Source organism: Rhizobium sp. M1 (genome assembly GCF_002531805.1).
In the GTDB taxonomy this organism is placed as follows: domain Bacteria; phylum Pseudomonadota; class Alphaproteobacteria; order Rhizobiales; family Rhizobiaceae; genus Rhizobium; species Rhizobium etli_C.
The window spans coordinates 415581-437231 of sequence record NZ_NWSW01000001.1 but is presented as its reverse complement, the minus strand read 5'-3'; the positions used below and the strand labels follow the sequence as shown (position 1 = coordinate 437231).

24 protein-coding genes are annotated in these 21651 nt (G+C 61.3%); 15 read left to right on the top strand and 9 right to left on the bottom strand.

Annotation, left to right across the window (positions count from 1 at the left end; translation table 11 throughout):
• Positions 1-71: 71 nt before the first annotated feature.
• From CO655_RS02090 to hslV, 6 genes are all read right to left on the bottom strand, one after another.
• A complete protein-coding gene (locus tag CO655_RS02090; RefSeq protein ID WP_097663622.1) occupies positions 72-2243 on the bottom strand; it encodes a malate synthase G in 2172 nt (723 codons plus the stop codon).
• Positions 2244-2328: 85 nt separating this feature from the next.
• Positions 2329-3741 (bottom strand): cytochrome P450, encoded by a 1413-nt coding sequence (locus tag CO655_RS02085; protein WP_097605756.1) that lies wholly within the window; start codon positions 3739-3741, stop codon positions 2329-2331.
• A 47-nt stretch (positions 3742-3788) separates the two neighbouring features.
• Positions 3789-4736: a DUF1402 family protein gene (locus tag CO655_RS02080; RefSeq protein WP_097605757.1), complete on the bottom strand. Its 948-nt coding sequence runs from the start codon at positions 4734-4736 to the stop codon at positions 3789-3791.
• Positions 4737-4924: 188 nt separating this feature from the next.
• Complete coding sequence (hslU, locus tag CO655_RS02075; protein WP_097605758.1) at positions 4925-6232, bottom strand: ATP-dependent protease ATPase subunit HslU; 1308 nt, start codon at positions 6230-6232, stop codon at positions 4925-4927.
• Positions 6229-6741: a GNAT family N-acetyltransferase gene (locus CO655_RS02070; protein WP_097663621.1), complete on the bottom strand. Its 513-nt coding sequence runs from the start codon at positions 6739-6741 to the stop codon at positions 6229-6231. Before CO655_RS02070 ends, hslU begins: the two co-directional genes overlap by 4 nt.
• The gene (gene hslV, locus CO655_RS02065) at positions 6728-7255 is read right to left on the bottom strand and encodes an ATP-dependent protease subunit HslV (protein ID WP_097605760.1); all 528 of its coding nucleotides are present in this window, start codon (positions 7253-7255) and stop codon (positions 6728-6730) included. Before hslV ends, CO655_RS02070 begins: the two co-directional genes overlap by 14 nt.
• Before the next feature lie 175 nt (positions 7256-7430).
• On the opposite strand from hslV, the gene hisB reads away from it, so the two are divergent.
• From hisB to coaA, 9 genes are read left to right on the top strand one after another with little or no spacing between them, the layout of a single operon-like run.
• Complete coding sequence (gene hisB / locus CO655_RS02060; protein ID WP_010033258.1) at positions 7431-8039, top strand: imidazoleglycerol-phosphate dehydratase HisB; 609 nt, start codon at positions 7431-7433, stop codon at positions 8037-8039.
• A 22-nt stretch (positions 8040-8061) separates the two neighbouring features.
• Positions 8062-8544 carry a DUF2628 domain-containing protein gene (locus tag CO655_RS02055; RefSeq protein WP_097663620.1) on the top strand — a complete coding sequence of 161 codons (483 nt, stop codon included), beginning with the start codon at positions 8062-8064 and terminating at the stop codon, positions 8542-8544.
• Between the two features lie 2 nt (positions 8545-8546).
• Positions 8547-9197: an imidazole glycerol phosphate synthase subunit HisH gene (gene hisH, locus CO655_RS02050; protein ID WP_097663619.1), complete on the top strand. Its 651-nt coding sequence runs from the start codon at positions 8547-8549 to the stop codon at positions 9195-9197.
• Between the two features lie 51 nt (positions 9198-9248).
• The gene (locus tag CO655_RS02045; RefSeq protein ID WP_010033265.1) at positions 9249-9431 is read left to right on the top strand and encodes a hypothetical protein; all 183 of its coding nucleotides are present in this window, start codon (positions 9249-9251) and stop codon (positions 9429-9431) included.
• Complete coding sequence (locus tag CO655_RS02040) at positions 9428-9985, top strand: hypothetical protein (protein ID WP_097663618.1); 558 nt, start codon at positions 9428-9430, stop codon at positions 9983-9985. The genes CO655_RS02045 and CO655_RS02040 overlap by 4 nt, the downstream gene beginning before the upstream one ends.
• Positions 9986-9991: 6 nt before the next feature.
• Positions 9992-10738 carry a 1-(5-phosphoribosyl)-5-[(5-phosphoribosylamino)methylideneamino]imidazole-4-carboxamide isomerase gene (gene hisA, locus CO655_RS02035; RefSeq protein ID WP_097663617.1) on the top strand — a complete coding sequence of 249 codons (747 nt, stop codon included), beginning with the start codon at positions 9992-9994 and terminating at the stop codon, positions 10736-10738.
• Positions 10739-11527, top strand: a complete 789-nt coding sequence (hisF, locus tag CO655_RS02030; RefSeq protein WP_097663616.1) for an imidazole glycerol phosphate synthase subunit HisF — start codon at positions 10739-10741, stop codon at positions 11525-11527.
• 17 nt (positions 11528-11544) lie between these two features.
• Positions 11545-11868, top strand: a complete 324-nt coding sequence (locus tag CO655_RS02025) for a phosphoribosyl-ATP diphosphatase (protein ID WP_010033281.1) — start codon at positions 11545-11547, stop codon at positions 11866-11868.
• Complete coding sequence (gene coaA / locus CO655_RS02020; RefSeq protein WP_097605764.1) at positions 11865-12860, top strand: type I pantothenate kinase; 996 nt, start codon at positions 11865-11867, stop codon at positions 12858-12860. Before CO655_RS02025 ends, coaA begins: the two co-directional genes overlap by 4 nt.
• Positions 12861-12882: 22 nt before the next feature.
• Here coaA and CO655_RS02015 read toward each other — a convergent pair whose 3' ends face one another.
• From CO655_RS02015 to CO655_RS02005, 3 genes are all read right to left on the bottom strand, one after another.
• Positions 12883-13494, bottom strand: coding sequence for an alpha-ketoglutarate-dependent dioxygenase AlkB (locus CO655_RS02015; RefSeq protein WP_097663615.1), 612 nt, complete (start codon positions 13492-13494; stop codon positions 12883-12885).
• A 1-nt stretch (position 13495) separates the two neighbouring features.
• A complete protein-coding gene (gene arfB, locus CO655_RS02010; RefSeq protein WP_097663614.1) occupies positions 13496-13933 on the bottom strand; it encodes an alternative ribosome rescue aminoacyl-tRNA hydrolase ArfB in 438 nt (145 codons plus the stop codon).
• Between the two features lie 116 nt (positions 13934-14049).
• Positions 14050-15660, bottom strand: a complete 1611-nt coding sequence (locus CO655_RS02005; protein ID WP_097663613.1) for a phosphoenolpyruvate carboxykinase — start codon at positions 15658-15660, stop codon at positions 14050-14052.
• 339 nt (positions 15661-15999) lie between these two features.
• On the opposite strand from CO655_RS02005, the gene CO655_RS02000 reads away from it, so the two are divergent.
• From CO655_RS02000 to ahcY, 6 genes are all read left to right on the top strand, one after another.
• Positions 16000-16737, top strand: coding sequence for a response regulator transcription factor (locus tag CO655_RS02000; protein ID WP_190233656.1), 738 nt, complete (start codon positions 16000-16002; stop codon positions 16735-16737).
• A 78-nt stretch (positions 16738-16815) separates the two neighbouring features.
• On the top strand, positions 16816-18606 hold the full coding sequence (locus CO655_RS01995; protein ID WP_097605767.1) for a sensor histidine kinase: 1791 nt from the start codon (positions 16816-16818) through the stop codon (positions 18604-18606).
• Positions 18603-19052 (top strand): hypothetical protein, encoded by a 450-nt coding sequence (locus tag CO655_RS01990; RefSeq protein WP_010030299.1) that lies wholly within the window; start codon positions 18603-18605, stop codon positions 19050-19052. The genes CO655_RS01995 and CO655_RS01990 overlap by 4 nt, the downstream gene beginning before the upstream one ends.
• Positions 19053-19202: 150 nt before the next feature.
• The gene (locus CO655_RS01985) at positions 19203-19604 is read left to right on the top strand and encodes a PTS sugar transporter subunit IIA (protein ID WP_004672623.1); all 402 of its coding nucleotides are present in this window, start codon (positions 19203-19205) and stop codon (positions 19602-19604) included.
• A gap of 9 nt (positions 19605-19613) precedes the next feature.
• Complete coding sequence (locus CO655_RS01980) at positions 19614-19889, top strand: HPr family phosphocarrier protein (RefSeq protein WP_003544133.1); 276 nt, start codon at positions 19614-19616, stop codon at positions 19887-19889.
• Positions 19890-20169: 280 nt separating this feature from the next.
• A complete protein-coding gene (gene ahcY / locus CO655_RS01975; protein ID WP_097605769.1) occupies positions 20170-21570 on the top strand; it encodes an adenosylhomocysteinase in 1401 nt (466 codons plus the stop codon).
• Positions 21571-21651: the final 81 nt, after the last annotated feature.

The window sequence follows — 21651 nt, the reverse complement described above, 5'->3', positions numbered from 1 at the left end:
AGGCCGAATTCGGTATAAAAAAGGCCGCCGGACTGTCGTTCCGGCGGCCTTTCTTATTCTCGACCATGCGCTCAACCGGCCTGCTTCGCCTTGAGTTCGAGGCGGCGGCGGTGAAGCACCGGCTCGGTATAGCCGTTCGGCTGCTCCCTGCCCTTCAACACGAGGTCGAGGGCTGCCTGGAAAGCGATCGACCCATCAAAATTACCGGCCATCGGCTGATAGGCCGGATCCTGCTCGTTCTGCCGGTCAACGACGGCGGCCATGCGCTTCATCGTTTCGACGATCTGAGCTTCGCTGACCACCTGGTGATGCAGCCAGTTCGCCATGTGCTGGGCCGAAATGCGCAAAGTGGCGCGATCCTCCATCAGGCCGACATTGTTGATGTCGGGCACCTTCGAGCAACCGACGCCCTGATCGACCCAACGCACGACGTAGCCGAGGATACCCTGAGCATTGTTGTCGAGTTCGCGCTGGATTTCCTCCTGAGTCCAATTCGGCCGCACCGCGACCGGTACCGAGAGAATGTCGGATAGTTTGGCGCGGGCGCGGTCCTTCAGTCCCTGCTGAACCTTGGCGACATTGACACGGTGATAATGGGTGGCATGCAGGGTCGCGGCCGTCGGCGATGGGACCCAGGCGGTGTTGGCGCCGGCCTTGGGATGGGCGATCTTCTGCTCCAGCATCGCCGCCATCAGATCCGGCATCGCCCACATGCCCTTGCCGATCTGCGCATGGCCGGAAAGGCCGCACTCAAGGCCGATGTCGACATTCCAGTTCTCATAGGCCGATATCCAGGCGGCCTGACGCATATCGCCCTTGCGAATCATCGGACCGGCTTCCATCGAGGTGTGGATCTCGTCGCCGGTGCGATCCAGGAAGCCGGTATTGATGAAGACGACACGCTCACGGGCGGCGCGGATGCATTCCTTGAGATTGACCGTGGTGCGGCGCTCCTCGTCCATGATGCCCATCTTGATGGTGTTGCGCGCCAGCCCAAGCGCATCTTCGACCCGCGAGAAGATCTCGGCGGCGAAGGCGACTTCTTCCGGTCCATGCATTTTCGGCTTGACCACATACATGGAGCCGGCGCGGGAATTCTTCTTCCGGCCGGCCGGGCCGATATCGTAAAGCGCGATCAGGCCGGTGATGACGGCATCCATGATGCCCTCCGGCACTTCGTTGCCATCGCGGTCGAGAATGGCAGGATTGGTCATCAGGTGGCCGACATTGCGCACCAGCATCAGCGAGCGGCGATGCAGCTCGAAGGCGGTCCCATCCGGACCTGTATAGTCCAGATCCGGGTTGAGCTTGCGGATGAAGCTCGCGCCGCCCTTTGCCACCTCTTCCTGCAGATCGCCCTTCATCAGGCCGAGCCAGTTGCGGTAGACGACGACCTTGTCCTCGGCGTCGACGGCGGCAATCGAATCCTCGCAGTCCATGATCGTGGTGATCGCCGATTCCAGCCAGACATCGGAAATATGGGCCGGATCGGTCTTGCCGATCGCCGTTGCCGCATCGATGACGATCTCGATGTGAATGCCGTTGTTCTTCAGCAGAAGATGCGAGGGAGTGGCGGCATCGCCGCGATAGCCGGCAAAATGCCCGCCGTCCCTCAGCGCCGCCTGCTCGCCATCGGTCGACCGGATGATGAGCGCTCCATCCCTAACGGCGAAGCTTGCGACATCCTTCCAGTGGCTGTCCTGCAGCGGCACTGATGCATCGAGGAAATCGCGCACCCAGGCGATGACCTTCTCGCCGCGCTTCGGGTTATATCCCCTGCCCTTTTCGGCGCCGTCGCTTTCGGGAATGGCGTCCGTGCCGTAGAGCGCATCATAGAGCGAACCCCAGCGGGCATTGGCGGCGTTGAGGGCATAACGCGCGTTCATGACGGGAACGACGAGCTGCGGACCGGCGATCGAGGCGATCTCGGGATCGACATTCTGGGTCGAAACCTGGAAATCCGACCCCTCGGGCAGGAGATAACCGATTGCGCGCAGGAAGGACTGGTAATCATCCATATCGGTCGGAGCGCCGTGCTGGCGATACCAGTCGTCGATCTTGAGCTGCAGTTCATCGCGCTTCGTCAACAGCGCCCGATTCCTGGGGGCGAGATCATGGACAATCGCCGAAAAATCGGCAAAGAACTTGTCCGTATCGATCGCCAGACCGGGCAGAACTTCCTGGACGAGGAAATCATGAAGGACGGCTTCGACGGCAAGACCGTTCTTATCAACGCGGCTCATGCGATATTCTCCCTGGCAACGACTTTGAATGCTGCCACTTTGCCCGGCTTTCATTCACAGTCAATTCCGCAATAATTCGAAAGATTTATGCCGCACGGGAAATTATGCGCGGCGTCACGCGCATCGGCAGTCCGTTCTGCGGCTGCGTCGTCAGCTTCTGCACCGGCCAGGGGTCGGTCGCTTCCGTCTGGTCGAAGCGAAAGCGGTGCATCATGACGGCAAGCGCGATCACCGCCTCCTGCAACGCGAAAGTCGCGCCGATGCAGACGCGCGGGCCGGCGCCGAACGGCAGGAATTGGAAACGGCCGATGCTGCCGCGATTTTCAGGAAAAAAGCGTTCCGGCATATAGGCGCGCGGCCTGTCCCAATAGAGTTCGTGACGATGCAGCGTCCAGGGCATGATGAGCACGGTGATGTCGGCCGGGATTTCGACCTTTTCGCCCTTCGCATTGGTCCAGACGTCATCGGCGATCGCGGCGCGATTGATCGAGGGTGCGGGCGGATAAAGCCTGAGCGCCTCCTCGAACGCTGCCCGCGTCACCGGCATGAGATCCAGCCATTCGACCGGCTCGGCGTCGGTTGCCAGAACAGTGTCGATCTCCGCTTCCATTGCTTCGCGAATATGCGGGCTGTTTGTGACGCAATAGAGCGTCCAGGCCAGCGCCCGCGCGGTCGTCTCGTGGCCGGCGCCGATGAAGGTCAGGATATTGTCCTCTATTTCCTCCTTGGTCAGGCCGTCGGGACCGGCCTGCTCGAGAAGCAGCGTCAGAAAATCGTCCGGCGCTGTGGCGCGGTCAGCCTTCATCTTCGCAAGCCGCATGTCCATGGTATCGCGCACGATCGCCCTGAATTTCTCCAGCACTCTCCGGCCGCCGATGCGGGTGAGCCGCGGCACCCAGGAGGGCGCGCGCAACAGGTCCATCGGATCGACGCGGCCCATGCGGTGGAGAAGTTCGTTGACGTCGTCGGCAAAATGGCCGCTGGAGGAGACGATTTCGCCGGAGAAAAGCGTTTCGGCAAGAATCGCAAAGGTGAGATCGGTCATGTCGGCGGCGATGTCGAAGACCTGACCAGCCGGACCGGCGCCTTCGTATTTGCGGACGTATTCTTCGGATTGTCGCAGCATCTGGCCGGCGAAACCTTTGGCATGGCGCGGCGTGAAGACGGGTGCGACCGCCTTTCGCGATCGCTTCCAGACCTGACCTTCCGCCGTCAACAGGCCATCCCGCAGGATCGGCCGCAGCACCAGCTGGCGAATGTCAGACATGCGATAGTTCGCTGCATTGTCGACCAGCACATGCTTGATCAGGCCGGGATCGTTGACGATCAGGGTGTGTTGACCGAAGAAGCTCGTCCTGATCCAGGGCAGCGTGTAGGACGGCTCGCCCCAGAGTTCGAGCGGATTGCGCAGGATGATGCGGATGATCTCAAGCCGGCTCGGCGGCACGGTGCGCGGCAGCGGTGCCGGCGGAACGAAGGGATCAGGACGCATGTCCATCGGAAAAGCCTTTCGGGGAAGATCAACGCTTCCCGTCAGGCTTGTAGCTAGAGCAGGCCCTTGAGTTCGTCCAGCTTGTCGTTGATCAGCCAGCCGTAATAATTCTCTTCGGGCCAGACGGTCGCACCGGAAGAACGGTTTTTCGCAGCGAGTGCGGCGGCGCGCTGGCGCGAATTGCCGACATTATAAAGCGTCGCCGTCAGGCCGGGATTGCCCGAGATATCCATGCCGGCAATCTCCTTGTAGTCGTCGATCGACCTGCGGATGGAAGCGGCGACGAAGGCGAGCGAGATATCGGGGTCCATGATCGCCCTGTAAACGGCGCCGGCATTCTTCTCGTTCAGCTTCGGATAACCCGACACGCGACTGACGAGATCGGAGAGCATCAGCGCCGTCAGCGGATTGACCTGGCCAAGGCCGAAAGTCTGGCCGGCATAAAAGGGCTGGAAGAAGACCGCGCTGAAGCGGTTATTGGGGAAGCTCTGGCCGCCGACCGTCTTGCCGCGGAAATCGCTCTCCCAGACATCTTCCCGGCAGGACCAGAGCGTGTAGGAATCGCTCTTGCCCTTGCACTGAGCAAATTGCGGCCGCGCCACGAAATCATCGACGTTTTCGCCGTCATAGGCGAAGCGGAAACTTTCTCCGGCGTAGGAGGCGGCCTTGACGTAATAGGCCTGCAACCGGTCATAGGCATCGACATTATAGGTGTGCTCGCCGACGATGGCGCCGACGATATGGATGGGATTGATGCCGTAAGCGCTGGAGACCTTGCGGATTTTCGCCATCAGCTCCCGGTCGGTCGCCAGAAGCTCATGGACCTTTTCGTATTTCAGATCGAAGCTGCTCTTCGTGCCCTTGGTGCGGCGAACGGAAGCGCCCGGAATATCGGGCTGCTCGACGTGACGGTTGCCCGCCGGCACCGTCTGCATGGCGAAGGCCGGCGCCGAATTTACCAGGGCAGCGGCAATCAAAAGGCTTGTCAAAAGGCGTCGCACGATCCGCTATCCCGTCCGTTCATCGTCCTGCTTGCGATGCGGCTGACTGGACCAGAATCTTGGCCGAATAAAGCCGGAGCGGAAAACAAAACGGGCCTTCACTAGAAAGTAAAAGGCCCGCTGTCGAGAGTGGAGTTCGTCACAATCCGCCATTCACATCGGCAAAGACGCGCACCGGTGCGCCGAGATCACAGAATGAAGCGCGAGAGATCGGTATTCTGCGCGAGATCGCCCACATGTTCGCGCACATAGGCGGCATCGATGGTGATGGCCGTGCCGCCGCGATCCGGGGCGTTGTAGGAAATATCGTCCAGAACCCGCTCCATCACCGTCTGCAGGCGGCGCGCGCCGATATTCTCGACGGAGGAGTTCAAATGCACCGCGACATCGGCCAGCGCATCGATTGCGTCGTCGGTGAAATCGAGGTTCAGGCTTTCGGTTTCCATCAGCGCGCGATACTGGCGGATGAGGCTCGCCTCGGTCTCGGTCAGGATCCGGCGGAAATCCTCCTTGTTCAGCGGACGCAACTCGACACGAATCGGCAGGCGGCCCTGCAGTTCCGGCAGCAGATCCGAAGGCTTGGAGACATGGAAGGCGCCGGAGGCGATGAACAGGATATGGTCGGTCTTCACAGGCCCGTATTTGGTCGAGACGGTCGTGCCTTCGACGAGCGGCAGCAGGTCGCGCTGCACGCCTTCGCGCGAAACGCCGGCGCCCATGCCGCCGTCGCGGGCGGCGATCTTGTCGATTTCGTCGAGGAAGACGATACCGTCATTCTCGGTGGAGCGAACGGCCTCGCGCTGGATCACCTCATTGTCGATCAGCTTGTCGGACTCGTCGCGGATCAGGTCGGTATAGGAGGCCTTGACCGTCGTACGGACCTTCTTGGTGCGCCCGCCCATCGCCTTGCCGAACATTTCCGACAGATTGAGCACGCCGATATTGGCGCCCGGCATGCCGGGGATCTCGAAGCCGCCCATGCCGGAACCGGTATCGGCCACTTCGATGTCGATTTCCTTGTCGTCGAGTTCGCCGTCCCTCAGCTTCTTGCGGAAGTTTTCGCGGGTGGCGGGCGAAGCGGTGGTGCCGACCAGCGCATCGAGGACACGCTCCTCGGCGCTCACATGCGCTTTGGCCTGGACCTCGGCCCGCTTCTTTTCGCGCACCAGGCCGATGCCGACCTCGACCAGGTCGCGGATGATCTGCTCGACATCGCGGCCGACATAGCCGACCTCGGTGAATTTGGTCGCCTCCACCTTGATGAAGGGCGCGCCGGCGAGTTTTGCCAGGCGGCGGGAGATCTCGGTCTTGCCGACACCGGTCGGGCCGATCATCAGGATGTTCTTCGGCATGACTTCGTCGCGCAGGCTCGGGTCGAGCTGCTGGCGGCGCCAGCGGTTGCGCAGCGCAATCGCAACGGCGCGCTTGGCGTCATGCTGGCCGATGATGTAGCGGTCGAGTTCGGAAACGATCTCGCGGGGGGAAAAGGTGGTCATTGCGTATCATTCTCCTGGCGGTCCAGGGCCATCAACAGCGCCCGGCCGTAATTAGTCGTTGTTTCGCCAAGTCCTTGAAAGCCCGCCTTGGTGTAGGCTCTGATTGCGAAAACATTGTCAGGATGCGGATCGACGAGGATCCGCTGCGCACCCTTTGCAAAGAGCATATCGCAGAACCCTATCATAAAGGCCGGTCCGTGACCCTTGCCAACGAGTTCCTCTATGCCGATGAACTGGTCGATGCCGTAGGTGCCCTTCGGCTGGCCGGCGAACGCTTCATCGTCCTCGTCGTCGAGATTGGCCGCCTGGATAAAGGCGAAGTCCTTTCCATTCAACGTGACGATGAAGCAAGAGACGGAGGCCGGATCGATATGCTCTTCCATTGAAGCCAGCGCCTCGGCCGGATCGCGCCACCAGCGCCTGACATGTCGGCTTTCCAGCCATTTGGCGAGGAGCGGCAGATCAGCCACGGCAAGCGGCCGGAAAGCATAGGGTTCAGCCTTCGGCATCCAGCACTTCCATCACGACATTATGGTTCGTGTAGACGCAGATGTCGGCCGCGATATCGAGAGCGCGGCGGGCGATCTCTTCGGCCGATTTGTCGGTATCCATGAGTGCCAGGGCGGCCGCGAGGGCAAAATTGCCGCCCGAACCGATCGCCGTCGTGCCGTGTTCCGGCTCCAGTACGTCGCCGTTGCCGGTGATCGCCAGCGTGATCGACTTGTCGGCGACGAGCATCATGGCTTCGAGATTACGCAGGTATTTGTCGGTGCGCCAGTCCTTGGCGAGCTCGACGGCGGCGCGCATCAGCTGGCCGGGATATTGCTCCAGCTTCTTTTCAAGCCTTTCGAGCAGGGTGAAGGCATCGGCGGTGGCGCCTGCAAAACCGGCGATCACTTCGCCCTTGCCGATGCGGCGCACCTTGCGGGCATTGCCCTTCATCACGGTCTGGCCGAGGCTCACCTGGCCGTCGCCCGCCATCACCACCTTGCCGCCTTTTCGAACAGTAATGATCGTTGTCATAAAACACCTGTCTGCCCATGACGCGGGCTTTTACCTCGACCGCACATCGGCCTTGTTGAGCCCTATGTAAGCAGGCCGGAGCCGATTGCAAATGGGCCGGCTTTTCTCTTCCCCGGCTTCTGGATATTTGCCAATACGCCTGATAAGGAACGGCCTTATTCCGATGGAGGGCCAAATGGCCGAGACCGCAGCAAGCCGTACGGGCAGCGTTTCCCGCAAGACCAACGAGACCTCGATTTCCGTTTCCGTCAATCTCGACGGCACCGGCAAGTCGAAGATTTCGACCGGCGTCGGCTTCTTCGACCATATGCTCGACCAGCTTTCGCGGCATTCCCTCATCGACATGGAAATCGACGCCAAGGGCGACCTGCATATCGACGACCATCATACGGTCGAGGATACCGGCATTGCGATCGGCCAGGCGATCTCCAAGGCGCTCGGCGACCGGCGCGGCATCACCCGCTATGCCTCGATCGATCTTGCCATGGACGAGACGATGACCAAGGCGGCGGTCGATCTTTCCGGCCGGCCATTCCTCGTCTGGAACGTCGCCTTCAGCGCCCCGAAGATCGGCACTTTCGACACCGAACTCGTCCGCGAATTCTTCCAGGCGCTCGCCCAGAATGCCGGCATCACCTTGCATATTCTCAACCATTATGGCGCCAACAACCACCATATTGCCGAGACATGCTTCAAGGCCGTCGCCCGCGCATTGCGCACGGCGACAGAGATCGATCCGAGACAGGCGGGCCGTGTTCCCTCAACCAAGGGCACGCTCGTCTGAGCCTCTCAAAGGAGCGGCGACAATGACATCCAGCTATATTTTTCTGACGCCGCCCGGCAGCGCAGGCACTCGCCTTGACGAGACGTGGGTGATCCGCGACGGCTTCACATGGCTCGGTTTGCTGTTTCCATGGGTCTGGCTGCTGGTCCATCGGCTGTGGCTATACGCGGCAGCGGCCTTTCTGGTGCAGGCAATCGGCGGTGCGCTGATGGACCAACCGGGTTTCTGGCCGGCGGGAGCGGCAATCACGCTGGGCGTGAACCTGCTGGTCGGTCTCGAGGGCCAGAACCTCCGTATTCGCAATCTCGCCGGCCGCGGCTGGAACGAAGACGCACTCATTGCGGCCGATACGATCGGCATTGCCGAAGACGTGTACTTCTCCGACAAGGCGGTCCAGGCCGATACTGACGCCGCCGTGCCGGGCTGGGAGAACAAGACCCGACCGAACAGCCCGCATGGCCAGACGACATCGCTTGGTCTCTTTGGTTTTGATGGAGGACGCTGACGATGCGCGTCGCAATTATCGACTATGGTTCCGGCAATCTGCGCTCGGCCACCAAGGCTTTTGAGCGGGCCGCGCGCGAGGCGGGCATCGATGCGCAGATCGATCTCACCGACAAAGCGGAAAATGTTGCCGCCGCCGATCGCATCGTGCTTCCTGGTGTCGGCGCCTATGCCGATTGCCGGCGCGGCCTCGATGCCGTGCCCGGCATGGCCGAGGTGTTGATCGAGGCTGTCGAAAAGAGGGCGCGGCCGTTCCTCGGCATCTGCGTCGGCATGCAGCTCATGTCCTCGCGCGGCCTCGAGAAGACGGTGACGCACGGCTTCGGCTGGATCCCCGGTGATGTCATCGAGATGACGCCTGACGATCCCGCGCTGAAAATTCCGCAGATCGGCTGGAACACGCTCGACCTGAAGCGCGAACATCCGCTGTTCGACGGCATTCCAACGGGCTCCGAGGGCTTGCACGCCTATTTCGTGCATTCCTACCATCTTGCCGCCGAAAATGCCGACGACGTCATTGCGACGGCCGATTATGGTGGGCCGATGACGGCTCTCGTCGGGCGCGACAACATGGTGGGCGCTCAGTTTCACCCGGAAAAGAGCCAGAAGCTTGGCCTCGCCCTGATCGCCAATTTCCTGCGCTGGAACCCGTAATACCGCCGCCTTATTTTCCCTTTATGAAACACGGGAACAGGAGTGCGCTCGATGCCGGCTTCGCGGAAATCAGGCAAGGTGTTCTATATGCTGAGACCCTCCAGAGAGGGGCTGCCGCCCTTCTCGGACATCCGGCTTCCCGATGGAACGATCATCCGCCGTGTCGATGAGGCCATTCACCGGAGAGCGCTTTCCAATGCGGCCAAGTCGTTGACAGAAAGGCTGGACCGATGATCCATGAATTCCTTGCCGGCAACGAGAATTCGCAGCTGCGCGCCAACGGCATCAACGCCGGCGACATCACGGAAGCCGTGCTGGAATTTTATATCGAAGGCGAGGACGATCTGATCGGCCTGCTCGCCTATGCCCTCTACGAGCGGCAGAAGCGCGATTTCGTGCTCAGCTACCGCAAGCGCAATGCCGGCCGTTCGCCCAACGAGGCCGAGCTTGCCGCCGTCTCCGGCAATTATCTCTCGACCGACCTGCGCAATACGCTACGCGACCGCGCCTCGCAGATCCTTGCAACTTATGCCGAAACCTATGTGGAGGCGATGGAGCCGGAGATCCGGCTCGCCGCCGTCAACAGCCAGGCGCTGCGGGAGGTGCGCGACATCGAGAAATCGATGAAGCGGCGCCTCGGCTTCTGGCGCCAGGTTCGCGCCGGCTTTGCCGTCACCCTGCTGCTTCTTCTGCTTTTCGGCGCGGCCACCATTGCCGCTGTCTTTTTCCGCTCGGATATCGTAGATGCGTGGAATGCGCTGATGGTATCGACCACTTTACGGACGTAAGACGACATGATCCTTTTTCCCGCGATCGATCTGAAGGGCGGCCAATGCGTCCGCCTGAAGCTCGGCGACATGCAGCAGGCGACGGTCTACAACACCGATCCGGCCGCCCAGGCGAAATCCTTCGAAGACCAGGGTTTCGAATGGCTGCATGTGGTCGATCTCGACGGCGCCTTTGCGGGACATTCGGCCAATGGCGAGGCCGTCGAAGCGATCCTCAGGGCGACGAAGAATCCGGTGCAGCTCGGCGGCGGCATCCGCACGCTCGATCATATCGAGGCGTGGCTCGCGCGCGGGCTGCGTCGCGTCATTCTCGGCACGGTGGCGGTCAGAAATCCTGATCTGGTCATCGAGGCCTGCCGGAAATTTCCCGGTCACGTCGCCGTCGGCATCGACGCCAAGGGCGGCAAGGTGGCTGTCGAAGGCTGGGCTGAGGCTTCCGAACTCGGCGTCATCGAGCTCGCTCAGAAATTCGAAGGCGTGGGCGTCGCCGCGATCATCTACACGGATATCGACCGCGACGGCATCCTTGCCGGCATCAACTGGGCTTCGACGCTGGAACTTGCCGGTGCCGTCTCCATTCCCGTCATCGCCTCCGGCGGTCTTGCCTCGCTCGACGACGTCAGACGCATGCTGGAACCCGATGCACGCAAGCTCGAAGGCGCGATTTCGGGCCGGGCGCTTTATGACGGCCGGATCGACCCCAGGCAAGCGCTGGCGCTGATCAAGGCCAGCAGGGCCAAGGAGACCGCTTAAATGACCCTCAAGGCCCGTGTCATCCCCTGCCTCGACGTCAAGGACGGCCGCGTCGTCAAGGGCGTCAACTTCCTCAATCTCGTTGATGCCGGCGATCCCGTCGAAGCGGCGAAAGCCTATGATGCGGCCGGCGCCGACGAACTCTGCTTCCTCGACATCACCGCTTCATCGGACAATCGCGAAACGATCTTCGATGTCGTGTCGCGCACGGCCGACCAGTGCTTCATGCCGCTGACGGTCGGCGGCGGGGTGCGCACCATCGCCGATATCCGCAAGCTGCTGCTGTGCGGCGCCGACAAGGTTTCGATCAACTCGGCTGCGGTCAACAATCCCGACTTCGTCACTGAAGCGGCCGACAAGTTCGGCGACCAGTGCATTGTCGTCTCGATCGACGCCAAGCGCAGGCTCACGCAGGCGGTCGGCGGCGACAATCTCAGCGCCTGGGAAATCTATACGCATGGCGGCCGCAACGCGACCGGCATCGACGCCGTCGAATTCGCCCAGAAGATGGTGGCACGCGGCGCGGGGGAACTCTTGGTCACGTCGATGGACCGCGACGGCACCAAGGTCGGCTACGACCTGGAACTGACCCGGGCGATCGCCGACGCGGTGCGCGTGCCCGTCATTGCCTCGGGTGGTGTCGGCGACCTCGACGACCTTGTCGCCGGGGTGAAGGAAGGTCACGCCAATGCCGTGCTCGCCGCCTCGATCTTCCACTTCGGCACCTATTCCGTCAGCGAGGCGAAACACTATATGTCGAAGTGCGGCATCGACATGCGTCTCGACTGAGGCTTGAAAGCGGACATATGAGCGGATTTTCCCTTGCCGATCTCGAAAGGATCGTTGAAGAGCGATCGAAGGCCTCGCCGGACCAGTCCTGGACGGCGAAACTCGTGGCCGGCGGCCAGCCGAAAGCGGCAAAGAAGCTTGGCGAGGAGGCGATCGAAGCCGTGATGGCGGCGGCGACCGGCGACCGCGACAATCTGACCTATGAAGCCGCCGACGTGCTCTATCACCTATTGGTCGTATTGAAGATTGCCGAAATACCGTTAGAGAATGTCATGGCCGAACTCGAGCGCAGAACCGCGCAGTCCGGTCTCAAGGAAAAGGCCAATCGGCAGAGTTCATGAGTATCGCGACTGAGATCATCGGGGTGCCGGAAACATTGGATCACTTCCAGTCCGAATCCTATTCGCCCTACCACTTCTTCTCTTCCGAACAATGGGCGAAGTTCCGCGCGGACACGCCACTGACGCTGACCAGCGACGAGGTCAAGCGGCTGCGTTCGATGGGCGACCCGATCGATCTCGACGAGGTCAGGCGCATCTATCTGTCGCTGTCGCGGCTGCTGTCGGCGCATGTCGAATCCTCGCAAATGCTGTTCGAACAGCGCAACCGCTTCCTGAGCCTGTCCGACGTGACGAAAACGCCCTTCGTCATCGGCATCGCCGGCTCGGTCGCGGTGGGAAAATCGACCACGGCCCGTATCCTCAAGGAACTCTTGGGGCGCTGGCCCTCCAGCCCGAAGGTCGATCTCATAACCACCGACGGCTTCCTGCATCCGAACGCCGTGCTGCAGCGGGAAAAGCTGATGCAGCGCAAGGGTTTTCCGGAAAGCTACGACACGGCGGCGATCCTGCGCTTCCTCTCGGCGATCAAGGCCGGCCGACCGGACGTGCAGGCGCCCTGCTATTCGCATCTCGTCTATGACGTGCTTCCGGACGAGTACAAAATCGTCGACCGGCCCGACATCCTGATCTTCGAAGGCATCAATGTGCTGCAATCGCGCGACCTGCCGGCCGATGGCAAGATTGTGCCGATGGTGTCCGACTTCTTCGACTTCTCGATCTATATCGATGCCGCGGAAGACCAGATTCATAACTGGTACGTCACGCGCTTCATGCGGCTGCGGGAGACCGCCTTCCGCGATCCGAACTCTTACTTCCATCGCTATGCCTCGATCAGCGATGCGGAAGCTCTCGATATCGCCGCGGATCTGTGGACGAACATCAACCTGAAGAACCTGCGCCAGAACATCCTGCCGACACGGCCACGCGCCGATCTCATCCTCAAAAAGGGCAAGGATCACCTGATCGAACAGGTGGCGCTGCGAAAATTGTAGCAGTCGATCTCGACTATCCGTCTCAGGGATTGACGCGGCGCAGCGTCAGATTGATGCGGCCGCCATTCTTCAACAGCGTCGATGTTGCCGCATGAATCCGGTCGACGCCGTGGAAACACAGCCTGCCCTCGCCGCCCAATACGACCAGATCACCGCTCGACAGTTTGAAAGATAGCGTGCGATCGTTGCGGCTCAGACCGCCGACGCGAAAGAGGCAGCTGTTGCCGAGCGAGATCGAGACGACAGGCGCCTGCAGATTGCGCTCGTCCTTATCCTGATGCAGGCCCATGCGTGCGTCGTCGGAATAGAAGTTGACGAGGCAGGCTTCCGGCGGTTTTTCATAACCCGACACGTCATTCCAGATCTCGAGCAACGACTGCGGCATATCAGGCCAGGGCCTGCCGGTGACAGGATGCGTCGGCTGGTAGCGATAGCCGCGCTCCTTGTCCGTCACCCAGCCGAGCGGCCCGCAATTGGTCATGCGCACCGACATCGGCTTGCCGGTGCCTGGCATGGCGGGCACGAAAAGCGGCGCCTCGGCGACCACGGCACGGATCACCTCGACCAGCGCTTCCTGACGCGACCGGTCGAGATATTCAGGCAGATGGCGGACGCCGTTCGACAGTTCGGGCATGTCAGTCGCCGCCACCGGGACGGCCGCGCATTTTCTTGACTTCCGAGCGGCCGGATTTTTCCTTCAGACGGCGTTCGACCGAACCTTTGGTCGGCTTGGTCTTCTTGCGCGGCGGCGGCGGTGGCCTGGCGGCCTCCAGAATCAGTTCCTTCAGCCGTTCGCGCGCGTCCTCACGGTTGCGATCCTGGCTGCGAAAGCGGCTTGCCTCGATCATCAGCACGCCGTCCTTCGACAGGCGCCGGCCGGCAAGCCTGATCGCATTGGCCTTGACGCGGTCACTAAGCGAAGGCGAATTCGCGACGTTGAAAAACAGCTGGACCGCCGTCGAAACCTTGTTGACGTTCTGACCGCCGGGGCCGCCTGCCAGAACGAACTGTTCCGTCAGCTCCCATCCTGAGATGGTGATCCTGTCATCGATATAGAGCGCGTCGCTGGCCATGCGGCGTTCTATCTCATATCGGCAGCCGGTTGAAAATATCGGCCGTCAATCGAAAAACCCGGCAATCCTGCGATGCCGGGTTTCACGTGAGTCAGAGATCTGTTCTTCTATTCGGCTTATTCGGCAGCAACCTTGACGCCGGGCGCCGCATCGCGGACGCCGCCGTCGACGTGATTCTCGAACTTGGCGAAGTTGGCGATGAACATCGAAACCAGCTTTTCGGCCTGCGCGTCATAGGCCGGCTTGTCGGCCCAAGTCGAGCGCGGATCGAGAATGCCGCCGTCGACACCGTCGACGGAAACCGGCACGGCGAAGCCGAAATTCGCATCCGTGCGGAATTCGACCTGGCCGAGTTTGCCGCTGAGGGCGGCGGCGAGCAGCGCGCGCGTCGCCTTGATCGGCATGCGCTTGCCGGTGCCGTAGGCGCCGCCGGTCCAGCCGGTATTGACAAGCCAGCATTCGACGCCGTGGCGGCCGATCAGATCCTTGAGCAGGTTGCCATATTCGGCCGGATGCCGCGGCATGAAGGGCGCGCCGAAGCAGGTCGAGAAGGTCGCTTCCGGCTCGACGACGCCCTTTTCAGTGCCGGCCACCTTGGCGGTGTAACCGGAGAGGAAGTGGTACATCGCCTGATCCGGCGTCAGCCGGGCGATCGGCGGCATGACGCCGAAGGCATCGGCGGTCAGCATGATGATCGTCTTCGGATGCCCGGCCCGGCCCGTTGCCGAGGCGTTCGGGATGAAATGCATCGGATAGGCGCAGCGGGTGTTTTCGGTCAGCGACCCGTCGTCGAAATCGGGCTCGCGGCGGTCGTTCAGCACGACATTTTCGAGCACGGTGCCGAAGCGCTGGGTCGTCGCATAGATTTCCGGCTCGGCCTCGGCCGACAGGCGGATGGTCTTGGCGTAGCAGCCGCCCTCGAAGTTGAAGATGCCGTTCTCACTCCAGCCGTGCTCGTCGTCGCCGATCAGCGTGCGCGCCGGATCGGCCGAAAGCGTCGTCTTGCCCGTGCCGGAAAGGCCGAAGAAGACGGCCGCATCGCCGTCGGGGCCGACATTGGCCGAGCAGTGCATCGGCATCACGCTCTTGGCCGGCAGCAGATAGTTGAGCACGGTGAAGACCGACTTCTTCATTTCGCCGGCATAGGAGGTGCCGCCGATGAGAACGAGGCCGTTGGTGAGATCGCAAGCGATCACCGTTTCCGTGCGGCAGCCGTGGCGGGCCGGATCGGCCTTGAAGCTCGGCAGGTCGATGATCGTCAGCTTCGGCACGAAGGCGGCGAGCGCCGCCGTCTCCGGGCGGATCAAAAGATTGCGGATGAACAGCGAATGCCAGGCGAATTCGGTGACGACGCGGGTCGGCAGGGCATGGCCTTCCTCGGCGCCGCCAATGAGGTCCTGGACGAAAAGGTCCTTGCCGGCGGCATGGGCCAGCATATCGTCGCGCAGCAGCGCGAAATGCTCCGGCGAGAGCGGCTTGTTGTTGTCCCACCAGATCTGGCCATCGGTATTGGCGTCACGAACGACGAACTTGTCGCGCGGCGAGCGACCCGTATGCTGACCGGTGAGAGCTCTGAGCGCGCCCTGAGCGGTCAGTTCGGCTTCACCCCGGCGGATGGATTCTTCATAGAGCGCTGCGGCGGAAAAGTTATAGCGAACGCTGGCTGCGCCGCCCAATCCAACCGTTGCAAGCTCCGTTGCCGGGTTATGAACTCCGAACTTTTCCATGGCTACTTCCCTTCGCTCAGGCGCGTTGCCGTTAAAACTGACTGCGAAAATAAGGGTAGAAATTTTAAAACACAAGAGACTAAAATTGAGAAAGTTCAGTAATATCAAAGTATTAATCGATTTAAATTTCTCGATGGTATTTTAAATCGTTTGAAGAGGTCGCGTTGCAACAGTTTGTCGCGCTACTTAAGATTGTGGGGAATTTTTACGACAATCCTCCCCTTTATCTTTGCCACAATTTGTTCCACCTTTATCCTCCATAAGCGCATCCGGTCATTGAGACCGCCTGGGGACGACGAAAATCCGGGAGATTGCGCACTGATGACGGAGACCAACACCATGCCGACAATCGCGCTCGTTGACGACGACCGCAACATCCTCACCTCGGTGTCGATCGCACTGGAGGCCGAAGGATATAAGGTCGAGACCTACACGGACGGTGCCTCGGCGCTCGACGGGCTGCTGGCGCGACCGCCGCAGCTGGCAATCTTCGATATCAAGATGCCGCGCATGGACGGCATGGAGCTGTTGCGCCGCCTGCGGCAGAAATCGGATATCCCGGTCATCTTCCTCACCTCCAAGGATGAGGAGATCGACGAGCTGTTCGGCCTGAAGATGGGCGCCGACGATTTCATCACCAAACCTTTCTCGCAGCGCCTGCTGGTGGAGCGCGTGCGCGCCGTCCTGCGTCGCGCTTCGAGCCGCGAAGCCGCGGCCGCCGGCGGCACGAGCCCGAGCGGCACGCCAAAGGCCGGGGCCGTGCAGCAGGCCCGTTCGCTGGAGCGTGGCCAGCTGGTCATGGACCAGGAGCGCCATACCTGCACCTGGAAGGGCGAAGCGGTGACGCTGACGGTGACCGAGTTCCTGATCCTGCATTCGCTGGCGCAGCGTCCGGGCGTCGTCAAGAGCCGCGACGCGCTGATGGACGCCGCCTATGACGAACAGGTTTATGTCGACGACCGGACGATCGACAGCCACATCAAGCGGCTGCGCAAGAAATTCAAGATGGTCGATACCGATTTTGATATGATTGAAACGCTCTACGGAGTGGGATACCGGTTCCGCGAAGCAGCCTGAGCCTCGACGGCGCAGCGCGAGACATAATTGAGGGTTGCGGGCCGGTTATCCGGCCCCGCCCTTCGAAAGGGCCTGTCATTGGCACAATTGGTGCAGGAAAGGGATCTGGACGATGCGGAGGGCGTGAGCACCCGTCGCGTCCGAGGCCGCCGTTGGTCGCATCCCTTCACGCTGATTCGCCGCATCTTCGGCAATGCCGTCTTTTCGAGCCTGACGCGGCGCATCGTCTTCTTCAATCTCGTCGCGCTGCTCGTGCTCGTCGGCGGCATCCTCTATCTCAACCAGTTTCGCGAGGGATTGATCGACGCCCGCGCCGAAAGCCTGTTGACCCAGGGCGAGATCATCGCCGGCGCCGTTTCGGCCTCCGCATCGGTCGATACGAATTCGATTACCATCGATCCGCAGAAGCTGCTCGAGCTGCAGGCCGGCCAGAGCATCACCCCGGTGCCGAACGACGAGGACCTGGAGTTTCCGATCGATCCCGAGAAGGTCGCCCCCGTCCTGCGCCGGCTGATCTCCCCGACGCGCACACGCGCCCGCATCTTCGATGCCGACGCCAATCTGCTGCTCGATTCACGTCACCTTTATTCGCGTGGCCAGGTGCTGCGCTTCGACCTGCCGCCGGTCGAGGAAGAGAAGCAGACCTGGAGCGATTGGTTCGTGACCTTGTTCAACAAGGCGCTGCAGCCCGGCAATCTGCCGCTCTATAAGGAAGCACCGGGCGGCGACGGTTCGATCTATCCCGAAGTCATGAACGCGCTGACCGGCGTGCGCGGCGCAGTCGTGCGCACCACTGAGAAAGGCGAACTCATCGTTTCCGTCGCCGTGCCGATCCAGCGCTTCCGCGCCGTGCTCGGCGTGCTGCTCTTGTCGACGCAGGCTGGCGACATCGACAATATCGTGCATGCCGAACGGCTTGCCATCATGCGGGTCTTCGGCGTGGCGACGCTTGTCAACGTGCTGCTTTCGCTGGTGCTGTCGTCGACCATCGCCAATCCGCTGCGCCGTCTTTCGGCTGCGGCCATCCGGGTGCGCCGCGGCGCCAAAACACGCGAGCAGATCCCCGACTTCTCCGCCCGCCAGGATGAAATCGGCAATCTTTCCATCGCCTTACGCGAGATGACGACGGCCCTTTACGACCGCATCGATGCGATCGAAAGCTTTGCGGCCGATGTCAGCCACGAACTCAAGAACCCGCTGACCTCGCTGCGCAGCGCCGTCGAAACGCTGCCGCTCGCCAAATCCGAGGATTCCAAGAAACGACTGCTGGATGTCATCCAGCACGATGTGCGCCGTCTCGACCGCCTGATCAGCGATATTTCCGACGCCTCGCGTCTCGATGCCGAACTCGCGCGCGTCGATGCCGGTTCCGTCGACATGGAAGTGCTGCTGCGCGACCTGATCGACGTGTCCCGCCAGATCAGGGGCAGCAAGAAGCAGGTGGAGATCGAATATGCGATCGAGCGCAAGCCGAACATCAAGACGCGCTTCGTCGTCAACGGCCATGACCTGCGCATCGGCCAGATCATAACGAACCTGATCGAAAATGCCCGCTCCTTCGTGCCTGAGAAGGGCGGCAAGATCACCGTGCGGCTGGTGCGCACACGGTCGCGCTGCGTCACCACCATCGAGGACAACGGTCCCGGCATCCAGGCGGAGAATATCGACCGCATCTTCGAGCGCTTCTATACGGACCGGCCGGAATCGGAAGGTTTTGGCCAGAATTCCGGCCTTGGCCTGTCGATCAGCCGGCAGATCGCCGAAGCCCATGGCGGTTCGCTGAGGGCGGAAAACATCACCGAGGGCGAGAACGGACGCATAGTCGGCGCGCGCTTCATCCTCGCCCTGCCCCTCGATGCCGCAGCATGAGCGAGGCTCCCAACATCCATGCGACGGCGATCGTCGTGGGCAGGACGGGGCTCCTGTTCAGCGGGCCCTCCGGCTGGGGCAAATCGATGCTGGCCTTTACCTGCATGACAGAGGCCCGCCGGCTCGGTCTGTTCACGGCGCTGGTTGCCGACGATCAGGTGCTGCTGTCAGAAGAGGCAGGCTCGGTGATCGCCACCTGCCCGCCGTCGATCGCCGGCCTGATCGAGCTGCGTGGCACCGGCATCGTCCGGCTGGACCATATCCCTCGGGCGGCCATGCATTATGCCGTGCTTCCGGGCAGTGCTTCCGGCGAAAACCGCGTCCCCCCCGAGGGCGAAATCGTCAGCCTTGCCGCCGGTTTTTCGCTTCCCGCGTTGCGGTTGCTCACAGGCGTGCCGTCACCGCTGGCAGTCCTGATGGCGAAAGCGCCTGATATCGGCGATTGAAGGCTTCCAGATTGATCAATCTGCCTTATATGTTTGCATTTTTATCTTGCACTTCGGCTTTTCATCGCCAAGATGTGCCCCCACCGGTGGACGTAATTGCTGCGTTGCGATATCTCAGCCATCGTTTGCGTATATGGGAGCAGTAATATCATGATCGGACTTGTGCTTGTCACTCATGGCAAGCTGGCTGAAGAGTTTCGTCATGCTGTCGAGCACGTCGTCGGTCCTCAGAAATTCATCGAGACGGTCTGTATTGGCCCCGAAGACGACATGGACCAGAGACGGCAGGACATTCTGCAAGCCGTTTCCGGCGCCGATGACGGCCATGGCGTCGTCATCCTGACCGACATGTTCGGCGGCACGCCGTCCAATCTCGCCATATCGGTCATGAGCAGCGGCCACACCGAAGTCATCGCCGGCGTCAACCTGCCGATGCTGATCAAGCTCGCCGGGGTGCGCGGCGAGAACAATATGGAGAAGGCGCTGGTCGAGGCTTCCGAAGCCGGGCGGAAATATATCAATGTCGCGAGCCGTGTGCTCAGCGGAAAATAACGGCGCTTCATGACATCGCTTTCCCGGGAACTCCTCATCATCAACAAGCGCGGCCTTCACGCGCGCGCCTCCGCCAAATTCGTTCAGATGGTCGAGACCTTCGATGCCGCCATCACCGTCTCCAAGGACGGAATGACGGTCGGCGGCACGTCGATCATGGGCCTGATGATGCTTGCGGCAAGCCCGGGCTCCAGCGTCGTCGTCTCGGCGAGCGGCAGCCAGGCCGAGGAAGCGCTGGAGGCCTTGGACCAGCTGATCCAGAACCGGTTCGGCGAAGAGATGTGAGCTTACTAGACCGAGCTCATATAAACATATAAAGACTTCTTTATATCCTTATTGCCTTCCCATCAGAAGCCTGCTAAACGGCGGACATGCCGTGCGCTGAAGCGTGTCGCATCGAACCTGGTTCATGCAATGCGGTTTGGCTCTTTGGTGTTGTGCATCTCGCGATCCCGGAACTGCTGCACATATCCGGGCGATATGCATCGGCACGCGGCCTATCCGTCGCGCGGTCATCTTCGCGCCTGCGCCAATTTTTGAGACGTTTTTCAGCCTGGAGACCTCTATGAGCACTGAAAAAGATTATGTCGTCGCCGATATCGGGCTTGCGGATTTTGGCCGCAAGGAAATCACGATCGCCGAAACCGAAATGCCGGGGCTGATGTCCTGCCGCGCCGAATTCGGCGACGCAAAGCCGCTGAAGGGCGCGCGCATCACCGGTTCGCTGCACATGACCATCCAGACGGCCGTGCTCATCGAAACGCTGGTGGCCCTCGGCGCCGAAGTCCGCTGGGCCTCGTGCAACATCTTCTCGACGCAGGACCATGCCGCTGCCGCGATCGCCGCGGCCGGCGTTCCCGTTTTCGCCATCAAGGGTGAATCGCTCGAGGACTACTGGGTTTACACCGACAAGATCTTCCAGTGGGCCGATGGCGGTCTTTCCAACATGATCCTCGATGACGGCGGCGATGCCACCATGTACATCCTGCTCGGCGCCCGCGCCGAAGCCGGCGAGGACGTATTGTCCCATCCGCATTCCGAGGAAGAGGAAATCCTCTTCGCCCAGATCAAGAAGCGCCTTGCCGCTTCGCCGGGCTGGTTCACCAAGCAGCGCGATGCGATCAAGGGCGTGACCGAAGAAACCACGACCGGCGTCAACCGTCTGTACCAGCTCAGCCAGAAGGGCCTGCTGCCCTTCCCGGCGATCAACGTCAACGATTCCGTCACCAAGTCGAAGTTCGACAACAAGTACGGCTGCAAGGAATCGCTCGTCGACGGCATCCGCCGCGGCACCGACGTGATGATGGCCGGCAAGGTCGCCGTCGTCTGCGGTTATGGTGACGTCGGCAAGGGTTCTGCCGCTTCGCTCTCCGGCGCCGGCGCCCGCGTCAAGGTCACCGAAGCCGATCCGATCTGCGCCCTGCAGGCGGCGATGGATGGCTATGAAGTCGTGCTGCTCGAGGACGTCGTTTCCTCGGCCGACATCTTCATCACCACGACCGGCAACAAGGACGTCATCCGCATCGACCATATGCGCGAGATGAAGGACATGGCGATCGTCGGCAATATCGGCCACTTCGACAACGAAATCGAAGTCGCCGCCCTGCGGAACCTCAAGTGGACCAACGTCAAGCCGCAGGTCGACCTGATCGAATTCCCCAAGGGCAACCGCATCATCCTGCTTTCCGAAGGCCGCCTGCTCAACCTCGGCAACGCCACCGGTCATCCGTCCTTCGTCATGTCGGCTTCCTTCACCAACCAGACGCTGGCGCAGATCGAGCTCTTTACCAAGCCCGGCCAGTACGACAACAAGGTCTACATCCTGCCGAAGCACCTCGATGAAAAGGTCGCGCGCCTGCATCTCGACAAGCTCGGTGTGAAGCTTACCCAGCTTAGCGAAGAGCAGGCTGCCTATATCGGCGTCTCGCCGAAGGGCCCGTTCAAGTCCGACCACTACAGATATTGATCTCATCATCGATATCCACAAGATGTAGAAGCCGCGGCATTGACAAATGCCGCGGCTTATTTTTTGGCCGCTCCCTTCCCG

What these genes read in the sequence shown, in the direction of transcription:
- CO655_RS02090 (WP_097663622.1), bottom strand. Translation starts at nt 2,243, where the DNA reads ATGAGCCGCGTTGATAAGAACGGTCTTGCCGTCGAAGCCGTCCTTCAT.
- CO655_RS02085 (WP_097605756.1), bottom strand. Translation starts at nt 3,741, where the DNA reads ATGGACATGCGTCCTGATCCCTTCGTTCCGCCGGCACCGCTGCCGCGC.
- hslU (WP_097605758.1), bottom strand. Translation starts at nt 6,232, where the DNA reads ATGACCACCTTTTCCCCCCGCGAGATCGTTTCCGAACTCGACCGCTAC.
- CO655_RS02070 (WP_097663621.1), bottom strand. Translation starts at nt 6,741, where the DNA reads ATGCCGAAGGCTGAACCCTATGCTTTCCGGCCGCTTGCCGTGGCTGAT.
- hslV (WP_097605760.1), bottom strand. Translation starts at nt 7,255, where the DNA reads ATGACAACGATCATTACTGTTCGAAAAGGCGGCAAGGTGGTGATGGCG.
- hisB (WP_010033258.1), top strand. Translation starts at nt 7,431, where the DNA reads ATGGCCGAGACCGCAGCAAGCCGTACGGGCAGCGTTTCCCGCAAGACC.
- CO655_RS02055 (WP_097663620.1), top strand. Translation starts at nt 8,062, where the DNA reads ATGACATCCAGCTATATTTTTCTGACGCCGCCCGGCAGCGCAGGCACT.
- hisH (WP_097663619.1), top strand. Translation starts at nt 8,547, where the DNA reads ATGCGCGTCGCAATTATCGACTATGGTTCCGGCAATCTGCGCTCGGCC.
- CO655_RS02045 (WP_010033265.1), top strand. Translation starts at nt 9,249, where the DNA reads ATGCCGGCTTCGCGGAAATCAGGCAAGGTGTTCTATATGCTGAGACCC.
- CO655_RS02040 (WP_097663618.1), top strand. Translation starts at nt 9,428, where the DNA reads ATGATCCATGAATTCCTTGCCGGCAACGAGAATTCGCAGCTGCGCGCC.
- hisA (WP_097663617.1), top strand. Translation starts at nt 9,992, where the DNA reads ATGATCCTTTTTCCCGCGATCGATCTGAAGGGCGGCCAATGCGTCCGC.
- hisF (WP_097663616.1), top strand. Translation starts at nt 10,739, where the DNA reads ATGACCCTCAAGGCCCGTGTCATCCCCTGCCTCGACGTCAAGGACGGC.
- CO655_RS02025 (WP_010033281.1), top strand. Translation starts at nt 11,545, where the DNA reads ATGAGCGGATTTTCCCTTGCCGATCTCGAAAGGATCGTTGAAGAGCGA.
- coaA (WP_097605764.1), top strand. Translation starts at nt 11,865, where the DNA reads ATGAGTATCGCGACTGAGATCATCGGGGTGCCGGAAACATTGGATCAC.
- CO655_RS02015 (WP_097663615.1), bottom strand. Translation starts at nt 13,494, where the DNA reads ATGCCCGAACTGTCGAACGGCGTCCGCCATCTGCCTGAATATCTCGAC.
- arfB (WP_097663614.1), bottom strand. Translation starts at nt 13,933, where the DNA reads ATGGCCAGCGACGCGCTCTATATCGATGACAGGATCACCATCTCAGGA.
- CO655_RS02005 (WP_097663613.1), bottom strand. Translation starts at nt 15,660, where the DNA reads ATGGAAAAGTTCGGAGTTCATAACCCGGCAACGGAGCTTGCAACGGTT.
- CO655_RS02000 (WP_190233656.1), top strand. Translation starts at nt 16,000, where the DNA reads ATGCCGACAATCGCGCTCGTTGACGACGACCGCAACATCCTCACCTCG.
- CO655_RS01990 (WP_010030299.1), top strand. Translation starts at nt 18,603, where the DNA reads ATGAGCGAGGCTCCCAACATCCATGCGACGGCGATCGTCGTGGGCAGG.
- CO655_RS01985 (WP_004672623.1), top strand. Translation starts at nt 19,203, where the DNA reads ATGATCGGACTTGTGCTTGTCACTCATGGCAAGCTGGCTGAAGAGTTT.
- CO655_RS01980 (WP_003544133.1), top strand. Translation starts at nt 19,614, where the DNA reads ATGACATCGCTTTCCCGGGAACTCCTCATCATCAACAAGCGCGGCCTT.
- ahcY (WP_097605769.1), top strand. Translation starts at nt 20,170, where the DNA reads ATGAGCACTGAAAAAGATTATGTCGTCGCCGATATCGGGCTTGCGGAT.